General features: G+C 52.6%; 28 protein-coding genes and 1 pseudogene. 18 read left to right on the top strand and 11 right to left on the bottom strand.

Annotation, left to right across the window (positions count from 1 at the left end; genetic code table 11):
- Positions 1 to 60: 60 nt before the first annotated feature.
- The 3 genes from LCD46_10540 to LCD46_10550 all read left to right on the top strand — a co-directional run bounded on the left by LCD46_10540 (position 61) and on the right by LCD46_10550 (position 1,865).
- The gene (locus LCD46_10540; GenBank protein UOY72708.1) at positions 61 to 972 is read left to right on the top strand and encodes a LysR family transcriptional regulator; all 912 of its coding nucleotides are present in this window, start codon (positions 61 to 63) and stop codon (positions 970 to 972) included.
- A 128-nt stretch (positions 973 to 1,100) separates the two neighbouring features.
- Entirely contained in the window at positions 1,101 to 1,415 is a 315-nt protein-coding gene (locus LCD46_10545) for a cupin domain-containing protein (protein ID UOY72709.1), read from the top strand.
- 93 nt (positions 1,416 to 1,508) lie between these two features.
- Complete coding sequence (locus LCD46_10550) at positions 1,509 to 1,865, top strand: nuclear transport factor 2 family protein (protein UOY72710.1); 357 nt, start codon at positions 1,509 to 1,511, stop codon at positions 1,863 to 1,865.
- A gap of 87 nt (positions 1,866 to 1,952) precedes the next feature.
- Here LCD46_10550 and LCD46_10555 read toward each other — a convergent pair whose 3' ends face one another.
- Together LCD46_10555 and LCD46_10560 are read right to left on the bottom strand one after the other, a co-directional pair.
- Positions 1,953 to 2,390 carry a glyoxalase/bleomycin resistance/dioxygenase family protein gene (locus tag LCD46_10555; protein UOY72711.1) on the bottom strand — a complete coding sequence of 146 codons (438 nt, stop codon included), beginning with the start codon at positions 2,388 to 2,390 and terminating at the stop codon, positions 1,953 to 1,955.
- Positions 2,391 to 2,472: 82 nt separating this feature from the next.
- Positions 2,473 to 3,633: an MFS transporter gene (locus LCD46_10560; protein ID UOY72712.1), complete on the bottom strand. Its 1,161-nt coding sequence runs from the start codon at positions 3,631 to 3,633 to the stop codon at positions 2,473 to 2,475.
- Positions 3,634 to 3,763: 130 nt separating this feature from the next.
- On the opposite strand from LCD46_10560, the gene LCD46_10565 reads away from it, so the two are divergent.
- Positions 3,764 to 4,270 (top strand): MarR family transcriptional regulator, encoded by a 507-nt coding sequence (locus LCD46_10565; GenBank protein UOY72713.1) that lies wholly within the window; start codon positions 3,764 to 3,766, stop codon positions 4,268 to 4,270.
- 40 nt (positions 4,271 to 4,310) lie between these two features.
- A complete protein-coding gene (locus tag LCD46_10570) occupies positions 4,311 to 5,237 on the top strand; it encodes a LysR family transcriptional regulator (protein UOY72714.1) in 927 nt (308 codons plus the stop codon).
- Between the two features lie 42 nt (positions 5,238 to 5,279).
- Here LCD46_10570 and LCD46_10575 read toward each other — a convergent pair whose 3' ends face one another.
- Complete coding sequence (locus LCD46_10575) at positions 5,280 to 5,750, bottom strand: hypothetical protein (GenBank protein ID UOY72715.1); 471 nt, start codon at positions 5,748 to 5,750, stop codon at positions 5,280 to 5,282.
- A 321-nt stretch (positions 5,751 to 6,071) separates the two neighbouring features.
- Between LCD46_10575 and LCD46_10580 the strand changes: the two genes are divergently transcribed.
- On the top strand, positions 6,072 to 6,548 hold the full coding sequence (locus tag LCD46_10580; protein UOY72716.1) for a WbuC family cupin fold metalloprotein: 477 nt from the start codon (positions 6,072 to 6,074) through the stop codon (positions 6,546 to 6,548).
- Here LCD46_10580 and LCD46_10585 read toward each other — a convergent pair.
- The 4 genes and pseudogenes from LCD46_10585 to LCD46_10600 all read right to left on the bottom strand — a co-directional run bounded on the left by LCD46_10585 (position 6,538) and on the right by LCD46_10600 (position 9,389).
- Positions 6,538 to 7,143 (bottom strand): NAD(P)H-dependent oxidoreductase, encoded by a 606-nt coding sequence (locus tag LCD46_10585; GenBank protein UOY72717.1) that lies wholly within the window; start codon positions 7,141 to 7,143, stop codon positions 6,538 to 6,540. The two genes, LCD46_10580 and LCD46_10585, sit on opposite strands and share 11 nt — an antisense overlap.
- Positions 7,144 to 7,216: 73 nt before the next feature.
- Positions 7,217 to 7,810: a TetR/AcrR family transcriptional regulator gene (locus LCD46_10590; GenBank protein ID UOY72718.1), complete on the bottom strand. Its 594-nt coding sequence runs from the start codon at positions 7,808 to 7,810 to the stop codon at positions 7,217 to 7,219.
- A gap of 34 nt (positions 7,811 to 7,844) precedes the next feature.
- A pseudogene (locus tag LCD46_10595) lies at positions 7,845 to 8,261 on the bottom strand (efflux RND transporter permease subunit).
- A 147-nt stretch (positions 8,262 to 8,408) separates the two neighbouring features.
- On the bottom strand, positions 8,409 to 9,389 hold the full coding sequence (locus LCD46_10600; protein UOY72719.1) for an IS5 family transposase: 981 nt from the start codon (positions 9,387 to 9,389) through the stop codon (positions 8,409 to 8,411).
- A 92-nt stretch (positions 9,390 to 9,481) separates the two neighbouring features.
- On the opposite strand from LCD46_10600, the gene LCD46_10605 reads away from it, so the two are divergent.
- Entirely contained in the window at positions 9,482 to 10,021 is a 540-nt protein-coding gene (locus LCD46_10605; protein ID UOY72720.1) for an ester cyclase, read from the top strand.
- A gap of 40 nt (positions 10,022 to 10,061) precedes the next feature.
- Here LCD46_10605 and LCD46_10610 read toward each other — a convergent pair whose 3' ends face one another.
- Positions 10,062 to 10,529, bottom strand: coding sequence for a nuclear transport factor 2 family protein (locus tag LCD46_10610; protein ID UOY72721.1), 468 nt, complete (start codon positions 10,527 to 10,529; stop codon positions 10,062 to 10,064).
- 103 nt (positions 10,530 to 10,632) lie between these two features.
- On the opposite strand from LCD46_10610, the gene LCD46_10615 reads away from it, so the two are divergent.
- The 3 genes from LCD46_10615 to LCD46_10625 all read left to right on the top strand — a co-directional run bounded on the left by LCD46_10615 (position 10,633) and on the right by LCD46_10625 (position 13,253).
- Positions 10,633 to 11,217, top strand: a complete 585-nt coding sequence (locus LCD46_10615) for a TetR/AcrR family transcriptional regulator (protein UOY72722.1) — start codon at positions 10,633 to 10,635, stop codon at positions 11,215 to 11,217.
- Positions 11,218 to 11,299: 82 nt separating this feature from the next.
- Complete coding sequence (locus tag LCD46_10620; protein ID UOY72723.1) at positions 11,300 to 12,307, top strand: AraC family transcriptional regulator; 1,008 nt, start codon at positions 11,300 to 11,302, stop codon at positions 12,305 to 12,307.
- 115 nt (positions 12,308 to 12,422) lie between these two features.
- Positions 12,423 to 13,253, top strand: coding sequence for an oxidoreductase (locus tag LCD46_10625; GenBank protein ID UOY72724.1), 831 nt, complete (start codon positions 12,423 to 12,425; stop codon positions 13,251 to 13,253).
- A 44-nt stretch (positions 13,254 to 13,297) separates the two neighbouring features.
- Here LCD46_10625 and LCD46_10630 read toward each other — a convergent pair whose 3' ends face one another.
- A complete protein-coding gene (locus LCD46_10630; protein ID UOY72725.1) occupies positions 13,298 to 13,876 on the bottom strand; it encodes a histidine phosphatase family protein in 579 nt (192 codons plus the stop codon).
- Between the two features lie 260 nt (positions 13,877 to 14,136).
- Between LCD46_10630 and LCD46_10635 the strand changes: the two genes are divergently transcribed.
- From LCD46_10635 to LCD46_10670, 8 genes are read left to right on the top strand one after another with little or no spacing between them, the layout of a single operon-like run.
- Complete coding sequence (locus tag LCD46_10635) at positions 14,137 to 14,571, top strand: nuclear transport factor 2 family protein (GenBank protein ID UOY72726.1); 435 nt, start codon at positions 14,137 to 14,139, stop codon at positions 14,569 to 14,571.
- Positions 14,568 to 15,287, top strand: coding sequence for an SDR family NAD(P)-dependent oxidoreductase (locus LCD46_10640; GenBank protein ID UOY72727.1), 720 nt, complete (start codon positions 14,568 to 14,570; stop codon positions 15,285 to 15,287). The genes LCD46_10635 and LCD46_10640 overlap by 4 nt, the downstream gene beginning before the upstream one ends.
- Positions 15,284 to 16,543 (top strand): FAD-dependent oxidoreductase, encoded by a 1,260-nt coding sequence (locus LCD46_10645; protein UOY72728.1) that lies wholly within the window; start codon positions 15,284 to 15,286, stop codon positions 16,541 to 16,543. Before LCD46_10640 ends, LCD46_10645 begins: the two co-directional genes overlap by 4 nt.
- A gap of 1 nt (position 16,544) precedes the next feature.
- Positions 16,545 to 17,267, top strand: coding sequence for a DUF1365 domain-containing protein (locus LCD46_10650; protein ID UOY72729.1), 723 nt, complete (start codon positions 16,545 to 16,547; stop codon positions 17,265 to 17,267).
- Positions 17,264 to 18,484, top strand: coding sequence for a cyclopropane-fatty-acyl-phospholipid synthase family protein (locus LCD46_10655; protein UOY72730.1), 1,221 nt, complete (start codon positions 17,264 to 17,266; stop codon positions 18,482 to 18,484). Before LCD46_10650 ends, LCD46_10655 begins: the two co-directional genes overlap by 4 nt.
- Positions 18,481 to 18,966, top strand: a complete 486-nt coding sequence (locus tag LCD46_10660; GenBank protein ID UOY72731.1) for a DUF2878 domain-containing protein — start codon at positions 18,481 to 18,483, stop codon at positions 18,964 to 18,966. The genes LCD46_10655 and LCD46_10660 overlap by 4 nt, the downstream gene beginning before the upstream one ends.
- On the top strand, positions 18,963 to 19,487 hold the full coding sequence (locus LCD46_10665; GenBank protein ID UOY72732.1) for a chalcone isomerase family protein: 525 nt from the start codon (positions 18,963 to 18,965) through the stop codon (positions 19,485 to 19,487). Before LCD46_10660 ends, LCD46_10665 begins: the two co-directional genes overlap by 4 nt.
- On the top strand, positions 19,484 to 20,014 hold the full coding sequence (locus LCD46_10670) for a DUF3833 domain-containing protein (protein UOY72733.1): 531 nt from the start codon (positions 19,484 to 19,486) through the stop codon (positions 20,012 to 20,014). The genes LCD46_10665 and LCD46_10670 overlap by 4 nt, the downstream gene beginning before the upstream one ends.
- 7 nt (positions 20,015 to 20,021) lie before the next feature.
- Here LCD46_10670 and LCD46_10675 read toward each other — a convergent pair whose 3' ends face one another.
- Both LCD46_10675 and LCD46_10680 read right to left on the bottom strand, forming a co-directional pair.
- Positions 20,022 to 21,047 carry a methionine synthase gene (locus tag LCD46_10675; GenBank protein ID UOY72734.1) on the bottom strand — a complete coding sequence of 342 codons (1,026 nt, stop codon included), beginning with the start codon at positions 21,045 to 21,047 and terminating at the stop codon, positions 20,022 to 20,024.
- 23 nt (positions 21,048 to 21,070) lie between these two features.
- Positions 21,071 to 22,045 carry a DUF1852 domain-containing protein gene (locus tag LCD46_10680; GenBank protein ID UOY72735.1) on the bottom strand — a complete coding sequence of 325 codons (975 nt, stop codon included), beginning with the start codon at positions 22,043 to 22,045 and terminating at the stop codon, positions 21,071 to 21,073.
- Positions 22,046 to 22,068: the final 23 nt, after the last annotated feature.

The following is a 22,068-nucleotide window of genomic DNA, read 5'->3' on the forward strand; positions in this document are numbered from 1 at the left end:
TCAATGCAGTTCATTAGATGGTAAAAATGGCACTTATTATTATCATTTTTGGGATAGTTGATGCGTTCGGCTCTTGATTTTAATACCCTTAAAGTGTTCACGGCGGTGGTTGAAAGAGAAAGTTTTATTGGGGCCTCAAAGTTCCTTGAAATGCCTACATCTAATGTAAGTCGCTGTATTTCTCAGTTAGAAGACAAACTGAATCTTCAGCTTATTGAGCGCAGCACCCGACATATGAAACTTACTCAGGCGGGGCACTTACTCTATGCCCGGGCTAAGCCACTACTGGAGGCGCTTGAGCAAACTGAAACAGAATTAACGTTACGGCAAATGCAACTCAAGGGTCCATTACGCATTTGTATTCCGAATGAAATAGGTCCTGCATTGCTGGGCTCTGTTGTTGCCGATTTCGCTTGCCAGTATCCCGAGTTGGAAATAAGCTGCGTAACAAATTTGTCTGGTTTTGAATCCCTGCGAGATGATCTTGATTTAGCTGTTATCGTTAGCCGTGGTCAAATGGATGACTGTGACTACATAGCCCGTCATCTGGTGACTATCCCTTGCACTATTGTTGCAGCCCCCTCCGTTATTCAGCGTTATGGTACACCTTCTCGGATACAGCAATTTGAAGAGTTACCCTGTATTACAACGGTAAGTGCACTTAGAAGTGCTCCCTGGCAGTTTGTTAATAAAAAAGGGGGATTTGAAACCATTAAGGTTAAAGGTCATTACCGGGTAAACAGCGGAGAAATGGCAGGGCGAGCGGCGGTCGCAGGTGTCGGTTTTGCCATTCTTTCGAAACAAGCCTGTCAGCCATACATTAACAATGGACAGTTAATCGAAGTTGAGTTTGAACAATCGCCAGCGCCATTGCAATTGTTTGCACTTTATTCAGAACGACGCTATTTGCCTGCTAAAACACGAGCGCTCATTGATTTCATGCAGCAGAAATTGAGCAAAAATCCTGAGTAACACAAGGTAATGTTGCATAGCCAAAGGGTTTAGCATCTTATTCGACTTGTTTGTCCATATTTGTCATATGGCGACAGCGAGTTTGTATGGCATAAGAGTGATTAACGAACATAAAAAGGAGTGACATTATGACGCTTTATGACCTTCGAGCCGAAGCAATTGCATTACCTGAGAGCTGGCACTCTACTGTATTAGGCCGCATTGGCACCGCAAATCTCAAAGTTTTACGCATGGATGAACGCTCAGTCATTGAAGAGGTACATGCGTACGACGAGGGGTTACTGGTTATTGATGGACGTCTGGAGCTGAGTGTGAAAGGAAACAAAATCTCTGTTACGTCCGGCCAGCTTTATGTCGCGAAAGCGGGTATTCCTCATACGGTAGAACCCGGCAGTTTTGGCACACTGGTTATCATTGATTTACCAGAAACGGACGTTGCTTGACGATAGTATGTCAGCTCAGTGCCAAAGGCGGACGTGGCTTTCCAGCGTTGATTGTCCTAAAAATTAATGACCCTATGTAATCAGGACAATACTATGCTCCTTGAGAAACTTAAACGTCTCGAATGCTCTCTTCATAATAACAAGCGGAACGATCGGAAATGGCTTGAACAGATACTTCATGAGGAATTTCGAGAGATAACGCGATCTGGCATGTTAGTTGATCGGGCAGAAACAATAGAGGCACTTTCTACTGAAGTTGGCGGTTCAATAATACACAGTGACGAATTTAGACTTATCATCGTTAGAAATAATTTCGCAATATTGCATTATAGGACTTTTGATCCAGATGGTAGTAATGCCTCTCTTCGTTCTTCATGCTGGGAAATGAATGGAAATGGCCAATGGCAATTGGTATTCCATCAGGGAACGCCTGAGTCGAAGCGCGTTTAGATCCAGGTTGCAACGTCCGCTCCTCGCTCAAAGAATACCCCCACATTTACTCATGCAGGTCTGCTTCGTGCCGGACGCGGACACCGTTTACCCCCGTAGCCACGGTGTGATCGTCAGCCCGGTCAACAAACCTTCCGGACTAAGCAGGCGAGTGACGGTTTGCCCCCACGGTTCAGTACGGTTAGCCACAAGCAGGCGATAACCTTTATCCCTCAGGATACGGGTAGCAGAAGCGAGATCCTGCACCTCGTATTCAATCCATCCCTGAGGTATCGGATGATCGGCTGGCCACTGCTCCTGGCCAAAACATGACGTGGCAGCCTGCGAAAGCGGCCAGACGGCAAAATGTTTAACCCCCTGCAAAAGACCTTCTTCGGCAAGAAGATAGTCGCTATTACCTTCCATCGGCTTTAGCGGCAATCCGAGCGTCTCGACATAAAACCCGTAACTGGACTCTGTATTTCGCGAAATGGGTCCGAAACCCGCGATAAATAACACGTCAACTCCCGGTAAAATCTGCGACATAGCACCCCCTGGATTGCCTGAAATTAATGCTGAATTTAAAGTATGGCTGGCATTAACACTACCCTCAATTCTGGTATCTCATTTACCGTATCGGGCATGCCGCCACGGGTTTAAACGTAAGGGCGATGACGATCAACAGCACGACACCGGCGCTCATTACCAGCCAGGCGCTGGTCAGTGAAACCGCATTGTCGCGAACGATCCCCGCAATTAATGGCATGAGTGCCGCAATCATGTACCCGCCGCCTTGCACTTTCGAAAGTAATTTCCCTGCCTGGGCAGGTGTTTGTGCGTGATCGAATGTGACGATGAGCGACAGCGGGAAGAGGGCGCCGATACCTGTGCCAAGCAGTAAGGTTGATATTACGGGCGTGGTTCCTGGCGAAAAGACCAGACACATTAACCCCGCCAGCAGCAACAGCAGAACAGTAATCAGCGGAACGCGACGGTCGGGGAATTTACCAATTAGCGCAGAGACAACAAACCCTGCGACAACTTCGGTTAATGTTAGCCAGGCCAGCATATAACCGCTGCTGCGTGCGCTCCATCCCGCCTGAATATAGAGCGGTGGCAGCCACGCCAGAACCAGCGTGTAGGCTCCCGTCCCCACACCGAAAAAGAGCAGCAATAGCCCGGTACGGGAAGAGGAGAGAGTCACTGATTCGCGCACTGGCGTTTGCCCGCGATGATGCTTAACCAACGCCAGCCACAGTACCAGCGCAAGCAGCGTTAACACACCTGCCATCGCCAGCGCGGGCTTCAGCGCAAGCCATGAAAATAACGGCTCGGCACTGGCGGCCGCTAATGCGGCCCCGGCCATAATGCCCGTGCTGAACAGGGACATCACCGTGCTGGCCGTCTGTGCATACTCCCTTTTTATCAGAGCAGGCATTAACGCCTGGATCATGCCTATGCTGGCCCCGCCCAATAATGCTGTGGTCATCAGGCCGGTCAGCGTGGCGCTCATCCCCCGGAATGAACAGGCCAGGAGCAGGATGAAAAGTCCGATCATAATCCCCCGGACGACACCCACTCTGGCTAAAAGCCAGGGGCCGCTTAATGCCGCCAGCCCCATCATGGCGACAGGTAGCGTGGTAAGCAGGCTGAACTCTGTGGCTGATAACCCCACTTCACGTTGAAGTACTGAAAACAACGGTCCGACAGAAGCAAGTATAGGGCGCAGGTTCAACCCGACGATAAAAGCGATAACGGCAAAGAGTAAAGGCGATGTGCGTTTCAACATGAGATCCTTTTCGGTAGTGAGCAGCCAGGGCAAAACACCGCAAGCATTTATCTTAACGTTAAGATAAAATCTTTTTTTGTGTAAGATGTACCGCACAACAGGATAAATTCCCGCGTTATCAGGGGTGAAAATGAAAGACCATGTCGATTTTGTTGTTGACCAGTGGGGCAGTGCCATGCCGGAACTGGATGTCTCATCGATGAAAATTTTTGGCCGCATGCTCAGGTTGATGAAGCATCTTGCAAAAAAGCGTGCGCAGGCCATGGCGTCGTTCGGTTTTCGCGAGGGCGAATTTGATGTGCTTGCCACGTTGCGTCGCGCCGGTGAGCCCTATTGCCTGTCGCCCACGCAGCTGTATAAATCGCTGTTGATCACCTCTGGGGCAATGACTAACCGGCTCAATCATCTGGAACAACAAGGTTTTATCCGGCGGATTGCTGACCCTGAAGACAAACGCAGCACCCTCGTCAGCCTGACGCCTCACGGGCAGGAGTGTATTGAACGCGCGTTGATCGTTCATACAGAAACACAGAATGCACTACTGAAACCGTTATCGGGCGAACAACACGGGCAGCTTGAATCCCTGCTGAGGGAATTACTGCTGACATTTCCTCCGGAGGCGTCGGGGGATAAATGACTGAACACTGGCCGGAATATCGCAAAAAACAAGGTGAATGATGTCATTACCACCACTGTATGCCCTACGCGCGTTTGAAGCGGCCGCACGGCTGAACTCATTCAGTAAAGCCGCTGAAACGCTCAATATTACGCCGGGCGCGGTCAGCAGACATGTCCGGACGCTTGAGTTGTGGTTCGACTGTGAGCTTTTTAAACGACAAGGCCCGAGAGTCGAGGTGAGTGAGGCCGGACGGATTCTTGCCGGGCAACTCAGCGAAAGTTTCGCCAGCATGGAGTGGGCCTGTCGGGCATTCAGAAGTGAACATCACCTCCTGCGCCTCAAAGCCCCCAGCTCGCTTACCATGAGGTGGTTGCTCGATGCCCTGAGAACTTTTCGCGAGAGCCATGCGAAACCCAAAGTTGAAATAGCCAGTGTTTGGATGGACATTGATACCGTTGATTTCACTCGCGAGCCTTACGATTGCGCGATACTCCTCGGAAATGGGTATTTTGGTGAAGCCACAGAGAGCCGGTTGCTTTTCAGTGAATGGCTTATCCCCGCTTGCGCCCCCTCTTTGCTGGAATCTGCCCGGCATCATCTTCCTCAGTGCGATCTTATCCATCCCTCACCGGACAGACGAGACTGGAGAAGGTGGCTGAAAAGGACGGGGAAATTTCCCGGACTCGACGTGAGTGGCGGGATTGTCTTTGATACCCTTGAACAGGGAAGTCTTGCAGCCATGAACGGTCATGGTGTCGCTATGACTGACCTTCGTCTCTCGTCAGAAGCCCTGACGGGTGGCCTTCTCGTCCTTCCCTTTCGGGAGGCCATCGCAACAGGAGAGGGCTACTATATTGTCTGGCCGAAAAATTCGCTCAGAAAGCAAAGTATCGAACGCCTGTTAGGCTGGCTTAATCTTAATACTCCGGTTGTTCCTTCTCTGGATATTGTATGTCTTGATTGGGATTATAAAAGGTCGTACTGAAACAGGATATTCCCTGCGGAGTATCCTGTCTGTCAGCATTATTTATGCGTAGGGGATGTTAGCCATTTTCTTATATCTATCCGGCAATGCACTATTCAGGTTGAGCAATTTATCCAGAATGTAGAGGGCAGGTGCTCCTTTTTCCCGCTCTGCATCGATCAACGCAGTGCGTAATACGTTGGCAGCCGCTGTCATTTTATGAAAATAATCCACTGCTTCAGATGCCTGCATTTCATCTGACGCGGTGTTAGGCACCCGGGACCATTCCGCGAAGTCAGGCAGGGGAAGGGGGATGTCTTCTTTGGGTAAATACGCAGAAAGCAACTCCTCAGCTTTGCCAGGCTCGCTAAGGGCGAATGAGAGCAGATGCAGGCGATGTATAAATTGTGAAAGTGCTTCAGAGTTTCCTTTCTCAGCTGAAAGTATTTTTATAAACGTATGTAAATTTTCAGTCGTGGTATTTTTATGTGGCAAAACTATATTCATTAAATGGCATAAAATTTCTAGCGTCATAGGTTCCTCATCAACTCTCATTATTATTTAGAGTATGCGTCTCGATGTTCATTTCATCGAACAGCAATAAAAAAGGTTGAGGGAATGATATTTCAGTGCGGTTAAATTGAAAAACGACAAATAGTAAGACTCAGCGTGAGTTTTACTCAACATTGAATTTTACCCATAACACAGGGCTCGGAACCTGCAGACGCGTTAAGGTCTTTGCTGGCTCTGAGGTGAATTTATTGAGGATCGCCGTAGCTGATTGTCTGTTTCTAATGGTATAACGTGCTGCGGCAATCGGGTTGCCGTATGTTAACTACACTCCCAAAGGTTTATATGAAACAAATTACGTTCAGTGACCTGCAGCAACAAAGCGAGCAAGCCGCAAATTCCCCTCGCTTACGCGCTCATCGAAATTTGCACCCTGAGCTCAGCGATCCGGTTCAGCGTCTGGCTATTGCCATGGAACCAGGTACCTATGTTCGTCCTCATCGTCACCCGCACACGTTTGAACTGCTGACGGCTCTTAGCGGGCGCTTTTTAGTACTGAATTTTGATGACAACGGTAATGTGACCCAGCGGGTTGTACTGGGTGAAGATTGCAAGGTGCTGGAGATGGACGCGGGGATCTGGCATGCCGTGTTATCGCTGGATAAAGGCGGGGTCATTTTTGAGGTAAAACACGGTGGCTACCAGCCTGTTGCCGAACAAGATTCAGCCCCATGGGCACCTGCTGAAAACGAGCCAGGTACCGCGGAGCTAATGAAATGGTACGCTCAGGTACAAGTGGGTGACGGTGGTTTTACGCTGTAATGGTGCTCACAAGCCCTTGCAGGAAATCCTCAACCTGAGAAGGTGTTGCTGTATCCGCCTGGAAAAGAATATCAAGCGTGACGTTCTTCAAGCCGCAGAAGCCGAAAATACCCTCGATTATCTGCGTCTGAATCGCCGTTGTGTAGCCATGCTTATCGAATCCGCTGAGATCGGTGCCTGCTGTTGTCACAAGGTGAACGGGAACGTCACGCAAATTCCCCACAATCCGGCCATCTTCTCCCACCTTATATGCCCAGTCCAGCGTCAAAACGCGATCAAACCAGCCTTTTAACAGACCGGGAACTGACCACCAGTACACCGGGAAGACAAACACCAGCCTATCCGCTCGCTCGACGCGCTGCTGCTCGCGCAGAATATCGCCGGGAAGGGCGCTGGGATCGCCGTGATATAAATCAAGATCGGGACGAGACATGGCCGGATTAAACTCTTCAGCATGCAGATCGGCAATTTCAACCTGCGTACCTTGCTCGCGTAATTTCACGGCAATATGGGTTGCCAGCGAATGGGATAATGAGTTGTCGACAGGGTGAGCCGTCACGATCAATGCGTTATTAATGGCATTTGTAGCAGACATAGTGACCTCGAATGGGTAAGAATTGACGCTTATGTTACCATTGGTAACTTAAGCATCAATCCACCCCGAGCGATCATTTTGTGCTATTCACGTAGGTCTCCAGCACGCCAGTCATGGCACCACTGAGCATATCTTCTGCAATATTTCGGGCGAGCGCGCCGTTACCTGCGGCCGTGCTGAGAGCATCTGCTGCACCAATGATGGCCGTCAGTACCGCTTCGCCCTGGACACCTTTCAGAACGATAAAAGGGGAAAGCGCGGTACGCAGACAGTCGGCACATTCCGCCACGCAGGCTTCCCGAAACGTTTGCAACGCGCGGGAGCCGGACAGTGCCGCGGCGATCGGCCCGGTTTCAGGCCCGGCGGTAATGGCGCAGTCGATATAGGCAGCGCTGAAAAAGCGGATCGTCTTTTCCAGTGTTTTGCTGTCGACCGCCAGCGTCTCACGGAATTTCGCCAGTTGCCGATCGCTATAATCCTGGTACAACGCCATCAGCAACCCTTCACGATCGCCAAAGTGGTCGTAGGGGATAGGTTTTGTCACGTTGGCCCGCTCGGCCAGATAACCGAGCGTCAGTGCCTCCGTGCCTTGCTGGCGGACAATACCACGCGCAACCTCCAGCAGTTGCACGCGGCGATCCTCTTTTCTTAAGCGCTTAACAACCATGCTTTCCTCAAAACTTTTATCTACTGATGGTAGTTTACACGTTTTCTGCGGGGTGCTGCACGCGTTGTTCCACCGGGTGGATCCTGAACCAGATCGCATACATTGCAGGCAGGAACACGAGCGTAACGATTGTTCCCCCTAACGTTCCGCCGATTAGCGTATAGGCCAGCGTTCCCCAGAAGACCGAATGCGTCAGGGGAATGAACGCCAGCACTGCAGCCATCGCGGTCAATAATACCGGTCGCGCCCGCTGGACCGTCGCCTCGACTACCGCCTGGAACGGGTCGAGACCTTCTTTCTGGTTATGGTCGATTTGCCCAATCAGAATCAACGTATTGCGCATAAGAATGCCTGAAAGAGCGATCAATCCGACCAGCGCATTGATGCCAAACGGCTGATTGAAAACCAGCAGTACAGGCACCACGCCAATCAGCCCCAGCGGAGCGGTTAAGGAAGGTGCGAATAAGCAGGTCATTTCTTCCCAAGCTGACTCGCTGATTAAAATTTCGCGGATCTGGGCCGATTTTTTTCCCGCAAACACATCGAATCAGCCTATTTAGGCTATTTTTTCCACCATTTCTGGCGTTATTTCAGGTTTTTACTGAGATCTCTCCCTCTGACGTATCATTTGGTCCACTCGAAACAGGTTGGCCAGGGTGAATAACATCGCCAGTTGGTTATCGTTTTTCAGCAGCCCCTTGTATCTGGCTTTCACGAAGCCGAACTGCCGCTTGATGATGCGAAACGGGTGCTCCACCCTGGCACGGATGCTGGCTTTCATGTATTCGATGTTGATGGCCGTTTTGTTCTTGCGCGGATGCTGCTTCAAGGTTTTTACCCTGCCGGGACGCTCGGCGATCAGCCAGTCCACATCCACCTCGGCCAGCTCCTCGCGCTGTGGCGCTCCTTGGTAGCCGGCATCGGCTGAGACAAATTGCTCCTCTCCATGAAGCAGATTACCCAGCTGATTGAGGTCATGCTCGTTGGCCGCGGTGGTGACTAGGCTGTGGGTCAGGCCACTCTTGGCATCGACACCAATGTGGGCCTTCATGCCAAAGTGCCACTGATTGCCTTTCTTGGTCTGATGCATCTCCGGATCGCGTTGCTGCTCTTTGTTCTTGGTAGAGCTGGGTGCCTCAATGATGGTGGCATCCACCAAAGTGCCTTGGGTCATCATGACGCCTGCTTCGGCCAGCCAGCGATTGATGGTCTTGAACAATTGACGGGCCAGTTGATGCTGCTCGAGCAGGTGGCGGAAATTCATGATGGTGGTGCGATCCGGCAGGGCGCTATCCAGGGATAATCGGGCAAACAGGCGCATGGAGGCGATTTCGTACAGAGCATCTTCCATCGCGCCATCGCTCAGGTTGTACCAATGCTGCATGCAGTGAATGCGTAGCATGGTTTCCAGCGGATAAGGTCGCCGGCCATTACCAGCCTTGGGGTAAAACGGCTCGATGACTTCCACCATGTTTTGCCATGGCAGAATCTGCTCCATGCGGGACAAGAAAATCTCTTTTCTGGTCTGACGGCGCTTACTGCTGAATTCACTGTCGGCGAAGGTAAGTTGATGACTCATGATGAACCCTGTTCCATGGCTCCAGATGACAAACATGATCTCATATCAGGGACTTGTTCGCACCTTCCCTAAATAAGGTGTCGAGAGAGATTATGAAATATTCAACATTTTTTGCCCCAGGCATAATGGCGCTTATTCTTGCTGGTACCACGGGAACCGCATTTTCGGCCCAGGTTGAACTGGTGAAACCGGAACATCTTATTGTCGATAAAAGTCTGACGCAGACGCAATTAGCGGCGAATGAATATGTTGCCAGAGAGTATGCAACGTTCTGGAATACGGGGGAAGAGTCCCTGGCCCGTAATGCCCTGGCGATTAATTTCATTGATAAAACACCCCCTGAGGGTCGTAAGCAAGGTCCTGAAGGCGCGATTTTAGCCTCCCGGGCATTTCGTACCGCTGTGCCTGATTTACGCTGTGACGTTAAGCAAATGATTATTTCGGGTAACCGTGCTGTATCCCATTTACATTTTCACGGCACATTCACCGGGACATTTGGCAAGCTAAAAGGAAAGGGGCAGAAAATAGATTTTATCGCCACGGATATTTATGAGATCGGTGACGGCAAAATTGTGGCTAACTGGCATATTGAGGACAACCTGACGCTGATGAAGCAACTGGGGGCGTTGTAAATTCATCACTCCGGGGTCTGCCCGGAGTGATGCGAAAATCCTATAAACCCAGATCGCTCAAAGAGGGGTGATCGTCCGGGCGTCTGCCCAGTGGCCAGTGGAACAGTCGCTCTGATTCCTTGATCGGCATATCGTTGATACAGGCAAAACGACGCTTCATGAGCCCATTCGGCTCAAACTCCCAGTTTTCATTGCCGTATGAACGGAACCAGTTGCCTGAATCATCATGCCATTCATAGGCGTAGCGAACCGCGATCCGGTTATCCGTAAATGCCCAGAGCTCTTTAATCAGACGATAATCCAGCTCTTTTTTCCATTTCCGCTCCAGAAACGCCTGGGCCTCTTCACGGTTGGTGGCGAATTCCGCACGGTTGCGCCATTGGGTATCAAGTGAATAGGCCAGTGCGATTTTCGCCGGGTCGCGACTGTTCCAGCCATCTTCTGCCAGCCTGACTTTTTCGATAGCACTTTCACGCGTGAAGGGCGGTAAAGGAGGACGTGTGTTCATGGCGATTACCTCAGGATTATATTATGTAGACAGGTCTGTCTACTTGCGGTAATCTATGCCTGTGAAATAACGTTGTCAACATCCGTTTTGAGGCTACCGAAAAGTGAAAACAGACCCCGTAAGCAACGATACAAAAATCAGCGTCAGGGATAAGATATTACTGACGGCGCACGATCTGTTTTATTCCACAGGTTTCAGGGCGACGGGGGTGGATACGCTGATTAAAGCGTCGAAAGTGACAAAGGTGACTTTCTATCGCCATTTCCCGAGTAAAAGTTTACTTATTCTTGCCTATTTGCACTATCGGCATGAAATATGGATTAGCTGGTTTGAGTCCACGCTGCGTCGACATCTCGTCAAAGGTAAAATACCTTCTGATGCGATATCTGAAACGCTTTACGAATGGTTTATTTCGCCTGAGTTCCACGGCTGTGCGTTTATTAATGCCAGCGCAGAGGCAAAATCGGAAGATATTGAAAGCGAAATAAAAGAGATATGCCGCGATCATAAAATCGAAACAAAGAAAATCATTGCGCAGATGACGGGCATGACGAATGAGAACGTCGCCAACGAAATCATGTTGCTCATTGACGGCGCAATTATCCATGCACAAATGGGCATGGATACGGATGATGTCATCAATTCGTTGAAGAGGGCACTAGCCGCAGCGTTATTAGGGGGTAAATAATGTTTACACCTGCGACGACTGACAAACGCCCGCAACACAATAACGCTAAGCGTTGACTAACCTTCACACCGGAAATGAGCAAATGGCCTATAACCGTACTTTCGCTCTCGATATAAGCTGGAAAACGCTGCTGAAAGACGCGGGGCTTGAGCCAGTACGCATTCTCCGCAGGGCAGGATTACCTGACGATCTCTTTTTGCAAAAAGCGCGCGGACTCGATACGCATGAATACATCCGCTTCTGGAGCGCGCTGGAGGCCGAAACGAACCATCCTGCCTTTCCCGTACCGCTCATTGAGTTGATCTCAGCGGATGTGTTTGATCCACCACTTTTTGCCGCACTGTGTAGCAGCAATATGATGCAGGCTGTCCAGCGTCTGGCCAGATATAAACAGCTTATTGCACCCATGGTTCTGGAAACAACGGTGGAACAAAACGGCATCCTTACCGTTTCACCACGCTGGCTCTATGCGATAGCTATCCCGCCGTCTCTGCAGGTGGCAGAGCTGGGCTTCCTGCTCAAGCTTCTGCGGCTGGGGACCCGCGAACCGGTTAACCCCTTACAGGTCCGTGTCTCTGCACTGCCGTCAGCGGTTCAGAGCAGCCACTTTTCCCATTTCTTTGGAACTGACGTGCAATATGGAGAACAGCCTGCCATCAGCTTTTCCTCGACTGATGCTCTTCGGCCGTTTTTAACGGCAAATGAGGGGATGTGGCAGGTATTTGAACCAGAACTTCAGCGTCGTCTCAGTCAGTTAAATGAACTGGCTTCAACCGCCGAGCGCGTTCGTGCGGTACTCCTGGAACTTATTCCCGGTAACGAAGCGACTATTGAAAAAGCGGCGGAGCGTCTGGGAATGAGCAAACGCACGCTGCAACGCAGGCTTGAGCAGGAAGGGGGCAACTTTCGCAACCTTGTTAATGCTTGTCGCGAACACCTGGCCCGTCATTATCTTCGTAATACGCGTCTTTCCGGGTATGAGATCGCATTTTTGCTTGGCTTTGAAGATCCTAACTCATTCTATCGCGCATTTATGACCTGGACGGGCCAGACCCCTGAAGCGGCCAGGACAGCCATGCGTCTTGAGTAAACAGGTGCATATTTATCGCTCGATGGCGCAGTTTGCGAGTCATATGGCGCGGTACGCTAGTTAACGTAGGGCCTAAGGAGGGCAAAATAACGACAGTCTACTCACCGAGGTATTTATGTTTACTCAGGACAAGAAAACCGCGCTGGTCACCGGTGCATCGTCAGGTATGGGCAAAGTCATCGCCCGTCGTCTTATTCAGGATGGCTATCAGGTTTACGCTGCTGCCCGTAGCGTTGAGAAAATGAACGATCTCGCCCAGCTTGGTGCGCGCGCTCTGCGGATGGATATCTCGCGTGATGAAGACATTTTGGCTGCAGTAGATACCATCGTGTCGCAGACAGGTGGGGTTGACGTACTGGTCAACAATGCGGGTTTTGGGCTCTATGGACCGGTAGAAGAGATCGGTATTGATGAAGCTCGCTATCAGTTTGAGGCGAACGTGTTTGGAGCGGCCCGCCTTACGCAACTGCTGCTCCCGGCCATGCGCGCCAGACGCCGTGGTTACATTATCAATATCACTTCAATAGGAGGGAAAATTTACACCCCCCTGGGAGCCTGGTATCACGCTACGAAACATGCACTCGAAGGATGGTCTGACTGTCTGCGTCTTGAAGTGGCTGAATATGGAATTAAGGTTGTGATTGTTGAACCGGGTTTAATCGAGACAGGCTTTGGTGAAGTGGTCAGCGGCAGTATTGTCAAACGTTCAGCTAGTGGCCCTTATGGTCATCTGGTGGGGAAGGTGGCGAACTCGGTCAAAAATGCTTACGGGAATGGCAGAGGCAGCGACCCGAAGGTGATTGCGGACGTGGTTGCCCGCGCCGTTAACAGTCCTCATCCACGTACACGTTATGCTGCCGGCAAGTATGCAAAGATGCTCATCCGCATGCGCGTCTGGTTGGGTGACCGTCTGTTCGATCGCGTTATTCTTAGCCAGACCCGATGATCCGAGCGCCGAGGATAAAAAAAACTCGGCCTCCGTATGCGCCGCTACACAATGCTGTAAACACCGGCTCCCCAGTATCCCTTACCCGGGCGAGTCTGTTCTTTCCAGCCTAATGCGATCAGTTCTTTTGCAATAAACCGGTTCATGATCCCGTGTCCCATGAGCAAGACGGGTCCGTCGGAGCCCTTAGCCGCCGTCACGAGGAGCTCTGCCGCCTTAACGGCACGACTTTTTGCCATTCTTACGCACTCTACCTCTCCAGACAGGCCGCAGAGCCAAAGCACACGAAATAACGCTGCCCAATGAAAAGGCGATAACCGCAACCCCGGGATACGGAATACCGGTAGCTCCGCCTCCCGAAACACGTCATCAATGAAGCCGGGTTCACACCCCAGTTTTTTTAGCGATGAGAGGGCTCTCGGAAGCGGACTGCTGATGAAGGTGAGTGCGCGATAAATCAGCACTTTACTGATTTCCGGCGGCATATCGCGGCCCGTAGAAGAGAGATTATAGTTGTCGATCCATTCCGGCATTTCCCTGCACGACACTTTTGGCGCGCCTGCGTATTTGGGCTTTCCATGTCGCATCAAAATAATTTCCATAAAAATCTTATCGTCTGTCATCCACTCGTCCGCAGGCAGACTAGCGCGTTCTGGCGAAAATGTTCTACCACTTGTTTTAGTGGGGAGCACGCGTTCTATATAACGAGCAGGGGGAAGGCATCTATCCGGCCTACATCATTAGTCATTCGAAGTATAGTTTTAACCAACTGAAATATAAATGATATAAAAAAAATACCCACACAAACTTGGACAAATAACTACAATTGTGTAAGTTTTAATTATGCGATTACGCCACGTTATATACAGCCGGGATGTGACCCATGAGCACGTTGCACACTGTCGTGAGTCGTTTTGTGAATTACTACACCGCACTGGATAGCCAGCCACCCTCTGCGCTGGCTGAGCTTTATCATTCAAATGCCACGCTTATCGATCCGTTCGGCGAGCATCAGGGAATTTTTGCGCTTCAGCGCTATTTCACCCATCTGCTGGCCAATGTCGAAGATTGCCGTTTCACTATCGATCCGCCGCTGTGCAGCGAAAGCTGCTTTGCGGTCACCTGGGTAATGCACTGGTCGCACCCGCGCATTGCGGGTGGAGAGCCGCTCGAACTGCCGGGGTGTTCGGTAGTGGAGACGGAAAACCATCTCATCACACGTCAACGTGATTACTACGATGCAGGAGAGATGCTCTACGAACACCTTCCTCTGCTTGGCTGGGCGGTACGCGGCGTGAAGCGGAGGGTGAAATCATGAAGACGGTGCTCATTACTGGCGCAAGCTCGGGTATTGGCGCCGGGCTGGCGAAATCATTTGCCGCTGACGGCTACCACGTGATTGCCTGCGGGCGCGACCCTGCACGTCTTGAAGCCCTGCACCAGAGTTGCCCCAATCTTACCGTTCGCCTGTTCGATATGACAGACAGGGACGCCTGTCGCCAGGCCCTGACCGGCAGCTATGCCGATTTGATCATTCTTTGCGCCGGTACCTGCGAATACCTCGATCATGGCGAGGTAGATGCGGCGCTGGTGGAACGCGTTATGGCGACAAACTTCATCGGCCCGGTGAATTGCCTTGAGGTGCTGCAGTCGCAGATGGCTGTTGGCAACCGTGTGGTGCTGGTGAGCTCGATGGCCCACTGGCTTCCATTTCCACGCGCGGAGGCCTACGGCGCGTCCAAAGCGGCGCTGAGCTGGTTTGCCGAGAGCTTGCGTCTTGACTGGGAGCCAAAAGGGATTGCTGTCACGGTTGTTTCTCCGGGTTTTGTTGACACGCCTCTGACGCGCAAAAATGATTTTGTCATGCCTGGCCGGGTGACTGTCGACGACGCGGTTAAGGCGATCCGCACCGGGCTGGCGGCAGGAAAAATGCATATCGCGTTTCCTGACGGTTTCGGCCTGATTATGCGATTACTCTCCGGACTGCCTGCGTTTCTTCAGCGTGCGCTGCTGCGCAGGATGGTGCGTTCATGAACATTGCGATTATCGGCAGCGGCATCGCCGGCCTGACCTGCGCCTGGCGCCTGGCCGGGCACCATCGGGTGACGCTGTTTGAAGCGGGAGCCACGCCCGGCGGCCATACCGCAACGGTTGACGTGACGACACCTCAGGGCACATACGCGATCGATACCGGGTTTATCGTCTACAACGACCGCACCTACCCGCGGTTTATGGGGCTACTCAGCGAGCTGGGCATCAGCGGGCAAAAAACGCAGATGAGCTTTTCGGTGCACAATCCCGCGACGGGGCTGGAGTACAACGGACACACCCTGACATCGCTGTTTGCCCAGCGTCGAAATCTGGCGAATCCGACGTTCTGGCGGCTGCTCGGGGAGATCGTCCGCTTCAATCGGCTGGCGAAAGAGACGCTGGCTGGGGAGGTGGACCCGAATGCCACGCTACAAACGTTTCTGGAGCAGCACGGCTTCACGCCGTTTTTTGCGCGCCACTACATTCTGCCGATGGGGGCCGCCATCTGGTCATCGTCGTTGCAGGAGATGAAGCGTTTCCCCTTGCCGCTCTTTTTACGCTTCTTTCACCATCATGGCCTGCTGGATATCACCCATCGCCCGCAGTGGTACGTGGTACCCGGCGGCTCGCGGGAGTATATCCGCGCCATGCTGGACAAATTGGGCAACCGCATGACGCTACACCTCAACGTGCCGGTGCAGCGGGTGAGCCGCCACGCGCACGGGGTTACGCTTCAGCTTGAAAACGCCAGCCATACCTTCGACCAGGTCATTTTTGCCTGCCACTCCGACAGTGCCCTGGCGATGCTTGATGACCCCACGCCCGCAGAGCGCGAGGTGCTGGGCGATATCGGCTGGCAGCGCAACGAGGTCGTTTTACACGGCGATCCGCGCTGGCTGCCGGTTCGGCAGCGGGCATGGGCCAGCTGGAACTACCGCCTGAGCGAACACGAGCAGGCCAGCGCCTGTGTTACCTACAACATGAATATTTTGCAGGGGTTGCCTGTGGGTAGCCCGCTGTTCTGCGTCACCCTGAACCCGGACACGCCGATGGATGAACGCTTCGTTCTGCAACGTTTTGTTTATGAACATCCGCTTTTTAACCCGAAAAGTTGGCGGGCACAGGCGCGGCGGGGCGAGATCAACGGCCACCAGAGAAGCTGGTTTTGCGGGGCCTACTGGTACAACGGTTTTCATGAAGATGGCGTGCGCAGCGCGCTGGACGTGGTCAATGCGATAGCGTCCGGAGAGGGGAACTGAGATGAACAGCTGCCTCTATCATGGCGTACTGCGCCACCGTCGCCTTCAGCCGAAAACCCATGAATTTCGCTACAGCGTCTTTATGGCCTGGCTGGAGCTGGATGAACTGCCGCTGCTGGCCTCCGTCGGCGTGCGGCGCAATCGCTTTGCCGCCGCCGCGTTTTATGACGCGGACTATCCGCTCGGCTTGCCGCTCAAAGAGAACGTGCTGAACAGGCTGGAAAGCCTGACCAGAGAACGCCCGGACGGGCGGGTGATGCTTCTGACACAGTTGCGCTATTTCGGCTTTCATTTCAATCCGGTCAACTTTTACTACTGCTACGACGGGAAGGGAATGCTGCGCTGGGTGCTGGCGGAGGTTCGCAACACGCCGTGGAATGAACGTCATTACTATGCCGTTAACGGACAAAATGCGCAGCCCACCGAAAAAGCGTTTCACGTTTCCCCCTTCAACCCGATGGACATGGTCTATCACTGGCGCTTTAACGACCCGGATAACACGCTGCATATGCACATTGAAAATCATCAGGAAGGGAAAGTTTTCGATGCCACGCTGGCGCTACGCCGGGCGCCTCTGACACGCCCGGCACTGCGCTCACTGCTATTGCGCATCCCGCTCATGACCCTGAAAACCGTTTTTGCCATTTACTGGCAGGCGCTGCGCCTGTGGCTCAAGCGTGTGCCGCTGTATAACCATCCCGTCAGCAGGAGTGAACGCTCATGACCGATCCTGTCTTTGCGCTTGAACCCGATATCCCGCGCAACGTCCGCATCGCGCGCTGGCTGCTTTTTCGTTTGCTAAGCGGTATTCGCGGCGGCTCGCTGACGCTGCGCGAAGGGGCACAAACTTTCCATTTTGGCGAGACATCCTCCGCGCTGCATGCGGATGTGCAAATCCTTTCTCCCGGCGTCTACTGGCGTGTCTTAACCGGCGGTAGCCTTGCCGCGGCAGAAGCCTGGATGGACGGCGAATGGGAAACCACGCAACTCACGCCGCTTCTGGAGCTGTTGGCGCTTAACGGCGAGGTGCTTGGCCGTCTGGAGAAAGGATTCCGTTTTCTCGGCAAGCCTCTGGAGCGCTTACGTCACTGGACTCGGCGTAACTCCCGCGCGCAGGCACGTGAAAATATTGCCGCCCATTACGATTTGGGCAACACCTTTTATGCCCATTTTCTGGATAAGGAGCTGCTCTATTCCAGCGCGCTATTTACCGCGGACGAGCAGGATCTTACGGCGGCGCAGCAGGCAAAAATGGCGCGTTTGTGCGAACAACTGGCTCTGAATGAGACCGATCACCTGCTGGAAATTGGCACGGGCTGGGGTGCGATGGCGGAATACGCCGCGCGTCACTACGGCTGTCGGGTAACCACTACCACGCTGTCGAAAGAGCAATATCTCTGGGCGACGGAGCGGATCGCCCGCGCTGGATTGCAGGATCGCGTCGAGGTACTGCTTTGCGATTACCGTGACCTTACCGGGCAGTATGACAAGCTGGTCTCAATAGAGATGATTGAAGCCGTAGGGCAGCGCTACTTGCCAGTGTTCTTCCGTACCTGCCAGGCGCGGCTGCGTCCAGGAGGTCGCATGGCAATTCAGGCCATTACCATTCAGGACCAGCGCTATCGCGACTACAGCAAAAGCGTCGATTTCATCCAGCGCTATATTTTCCCCGGCGGCTTCTTGCCGAGCATTACCGCGATGAATGAGCTGATGACACGCCACACCGATTTCGTGGTGCGTAATCTCTTCGACATGGGGCCTGACTACGCCCGCACGCTGGCCCACTGGCGGCAGCGCTTTGTCCATACCTGGCAGGAGATTGAAAAACTTGGGTTCGACGATCGTTTTCGCCGGATGTGGCTTTACTACTTTGGCTACTGCGAAGCCGGGTTTAACGCCCGCACCATTAGCGTAGTGCAGTTGACCGCTGAGCGCGTATGAAACGATACATTCAGGTCTTCCTGCTGGCCATAGCGTTCGATCTTTACTGGGCGCTGGTGGTGCTTTTTCGAGAACATGGCCTGATTATCTGGCTCGCGCTGGCGATCCTTGCCTGTCTGTTGTTGCCGTCAGCATACCGTCTGTACGCAATCGGTCTGGCCGCAGCGGGCTGCCTGCTGGATGCGCTCTGGGCATTAACGGGGCTGATTTCCTTCAGGAGCGAGTCCCTGATACCGCTATGGATAGTGGCATTGTGGCTGATGTTCGCCACCGTCTGGACACAGCTTACGCTCACTACGACCTTACCCGGCTGGCTGCTGACTCTGCTGGCAGCCACAGGAGGACCGGTGGCGTACCTGATTGGCGAGCGACTGGGGGCCATCACGTTTCTGGAGCCGACCTTTATCGTCGTCAGTTGGATGGTGCCGGGCTGGCTGGTGTTGATGCTGTTTTTCCACCTGCTATTGGGGAGACAAAAATGAGGTCTGCCGTTTTGCTTATCTGGCTGATGACCATGTCCCCTCTGGTTCAGGCGGCCGACTGGCTGGCCTGGCGTAAGGTAGGGGATGCCACGCTGACGTGGGGACCGTTCACCGTCTATACCTCCCAGCTGCGTACTCCCGATGGTCGATACAGCCGGGAAAATCAGGATCAGGCGCTAATTATTACCTATGCGCGCGATATCGATGGCGAAGAGCTGGTTGAAGCGACCCGCGACCAGTGGAAGGCTCAGGGGATCCTGGCGCAGGAACCGCAAAGCGAAGCCTGGCTGCGTATGCTTCAGTCACTGTGGCCGGATGTCAGACCGGGTTCGCAACTGGCATTTGTCCTCAATGATAAGCAGGGGCAGTTCTGGTATCGCGAGCCCACTTCCCAGAAAAGTTTTATTCCCCTGGGACCACGCCAGTCAGAAGCATTCAGTACTCGCTTTCTGGCGATCTGGCTTGGCCCACGCACGCAGTATCCAGACCTGCGTCAGCAGTTAATCGGAGGCCAAAAATGAAACGTATCCTGATGATGGCGCTGGCATTCTTGATGCTGCTGGCCGGCTGTAGCACCGACGTGACCGAGTATCGCCAGCAGCAGCCACGGCTCGATATCTTCCACTATTTCCAGGGCAAAACCGAAGCGTGGGGGATGGTGCAGGATCGCAGCGGCAAGCAGATCCGCCGTTTTCATGTGGAGATTACCGGGGACGTTATCGGCGATACGCTGACGCTCAATGAACACTTTGTTTATGACGACGGTGAAAAGCAGCAGCGGGTCTGGCAAATCCGCCGCGTGGGGAACGATCGCTACGAGGGAACGGCAGGGGACATTGAAGGGGTTGCCACCGGACAGGCAGCAGGCAACGCCTTTAACTGGCATTACAGCATGAATGTGAAGGCGAACGGCAGTACCTGGCTGCTCAAGTTTGACGACTGGATGTACCTGCAGGATGAGACACATCTGTTCAACAAAACCGAGATGAAGAAGCTAGGCGTCACCGTCGCCACGGTGACGCTGTTCTTTACCCGGAAGGGGGAGTGATTCGCCGTTATGCGAGCTCTTTGCGAATAATCTCCGCCCCGGCGCTCAGGGCCTTCAGTTTACCGTTGGCAACCTGACGGGAAAGAGGAGCCATACCGCAGTTGGTTGACGGGTAAAGCTTATCGGCATCAACAAACTGCAGGGCTTTACGCAGCGTATCGGCCACTTCTTCTGGCGTTTCGACGCTGTTAGTGGCGACATCAATCGCGCCAACCATCACTTTTTTACCGCGGATTAGCTCCAGCAGATCCATCGGTACGCGGGAGTTGTGGCACTCCAGGGAGATAATGTCGATGGTAGAGGTCTGCAGTTTAGGGAAGGCCTCTTCGTACTGGCGCCACTCCGAGCCGAGCGTCTTTTTCCAGTCAGTGTTGGCTTTAATACCGTACCCGTAGCAGATATGTACCGCCGTTTCACATTTCAGGCCTTCAACGGCGCGTTCCAGCGCGGCGATGCCCCAGTCGTTGACCTCATCAAAGAAGACGTTAAACGCTGGCTCATCAAACTGAATAATATCGACGCCAGCTGCTTCTAATTCTCTTGCTTCCTGATTCAGGATTTTGGCGAACTCCCAGGCCAGCTTTTCACGGCTTTTATAGTGCGCGTCGTAAAGGGTGTCGATCATGGTCATCGGCCCAGGCAGGGCCCATTTGATTGGCTTGTCCGTGAGCTGGCGTAGGTACTTCGCGTCATCCACGAATACCGGTTTCTGGCGCGCAACGGCAGAGACCACGGTCGGCACGCTGGCGTCATAGCGGTTACGAATGCGTACGGTCTGGCGGTTTTCAAAATCAACGCCGCTCAGGTGTTCAATAAAGGTGGTGACAAAGTGCTGGCGGGTTTGTTCACCGTCGCTGACGATATCAATACCCGCACGGATCTGCTCATCCAGAGATAAACGAAGTGCGTCCTGTTTCCCCGTGAGTAATTCCAGATCCTGTAATTTCCAGGGTGACCACAGCGTTTCAGGTTGAGCAAGCCAGGTCGGCTTAGGCAGGCTGCCAGCCGTAGAAGTCGGGAGCAATGTTTTCATAGTAAAAGACCTTTTTTAATGTATTAAAGCGTGTAGTTATCAGACCACTGCTCAAGAATGTGTTGGTAAGGCTTAATGAAGTATTCTTCGGTAAATCGACCCTGTTCAATCGCCAGACGGCTTCGCTCTTCGCGGTCATAAACAATTTTTGTTAATGAGTGATCCTGCTGGTTCAGATCCGGTCGATAGAAAAGTCCCGCCGCCGAGTTAGCGTTATAAATTTCCGGGCGATAGATTTTCTGGAACGTTTCCATCGTGCTGATGGTGCCGATCAGTTCCAGATCGGTGTAATCACTCAGCAAATCGCCGGTAAAAAAGAACGCAAAAGGTGCGACGCTGTTTTCAGGCATGAAATAGCGTACGTTAAGGCCCATCTTCGCGAAGTACTGTTCTGTTAAAGACTCTCCATCTGGCTGATACTCGATGCCGAGCACAGGGTGCTCGTTCCCCGTACGACGGTAGGTGTCTTTGCTGGAGACGCTCAGGCAAATTACAGGTGCCTTTTTGAAATTATCTCTGTACTCAGATGAGCTCATAAAATGGCGGAAGATATTGCCATGCAGCTCGCCAAATTTTTCCGGAATGCTGAAGTGTTGCTGGTTCTTGTTGTGCTCGAGCAGCAGCACGCTGAAATCATAATCCCGCACATACGACGAGAAGTTATTCCCGACAATGCCAGGGATACGCTGGTTGTTTTTCTTGTCGACAATGGTGGTCTGCAGTATCTCAATGGCCGGGAATGCTTTCTCAGCACCGATGTTCATCTCAACTGAAATGATTTCAAGTTCGACCGCATAGCGATCGGCATTTGGGTTATCCCAGCGCGCCAGGGCGTTAAAACGGTTGTTGATCATCACCAGCGTATTGCGCAGGTTTTCCTGACGCTTTTCCCCGCGCGCCAGGTTGGCAAAGTTGGTGGTCGTACGCGTATTTTCAGACGGGTTGTAATTCTCATCGAAGCAACTGCGCTTAAGGGTATATGTGAAAGCTTTGCTCATTGTGGTTATGCATCCTAAGTTCA

The organism is Enterobacter ludwigii (genome assembly GCA_023023105.1).
GTDB classification, from domain to species: domain Bacteria; phylum Pseudomonadota; class Gammaproteobacteria; order Enterobacterales; family Enterobacteriaceae; genus Enterobacter; species Enterobacter adelaidei.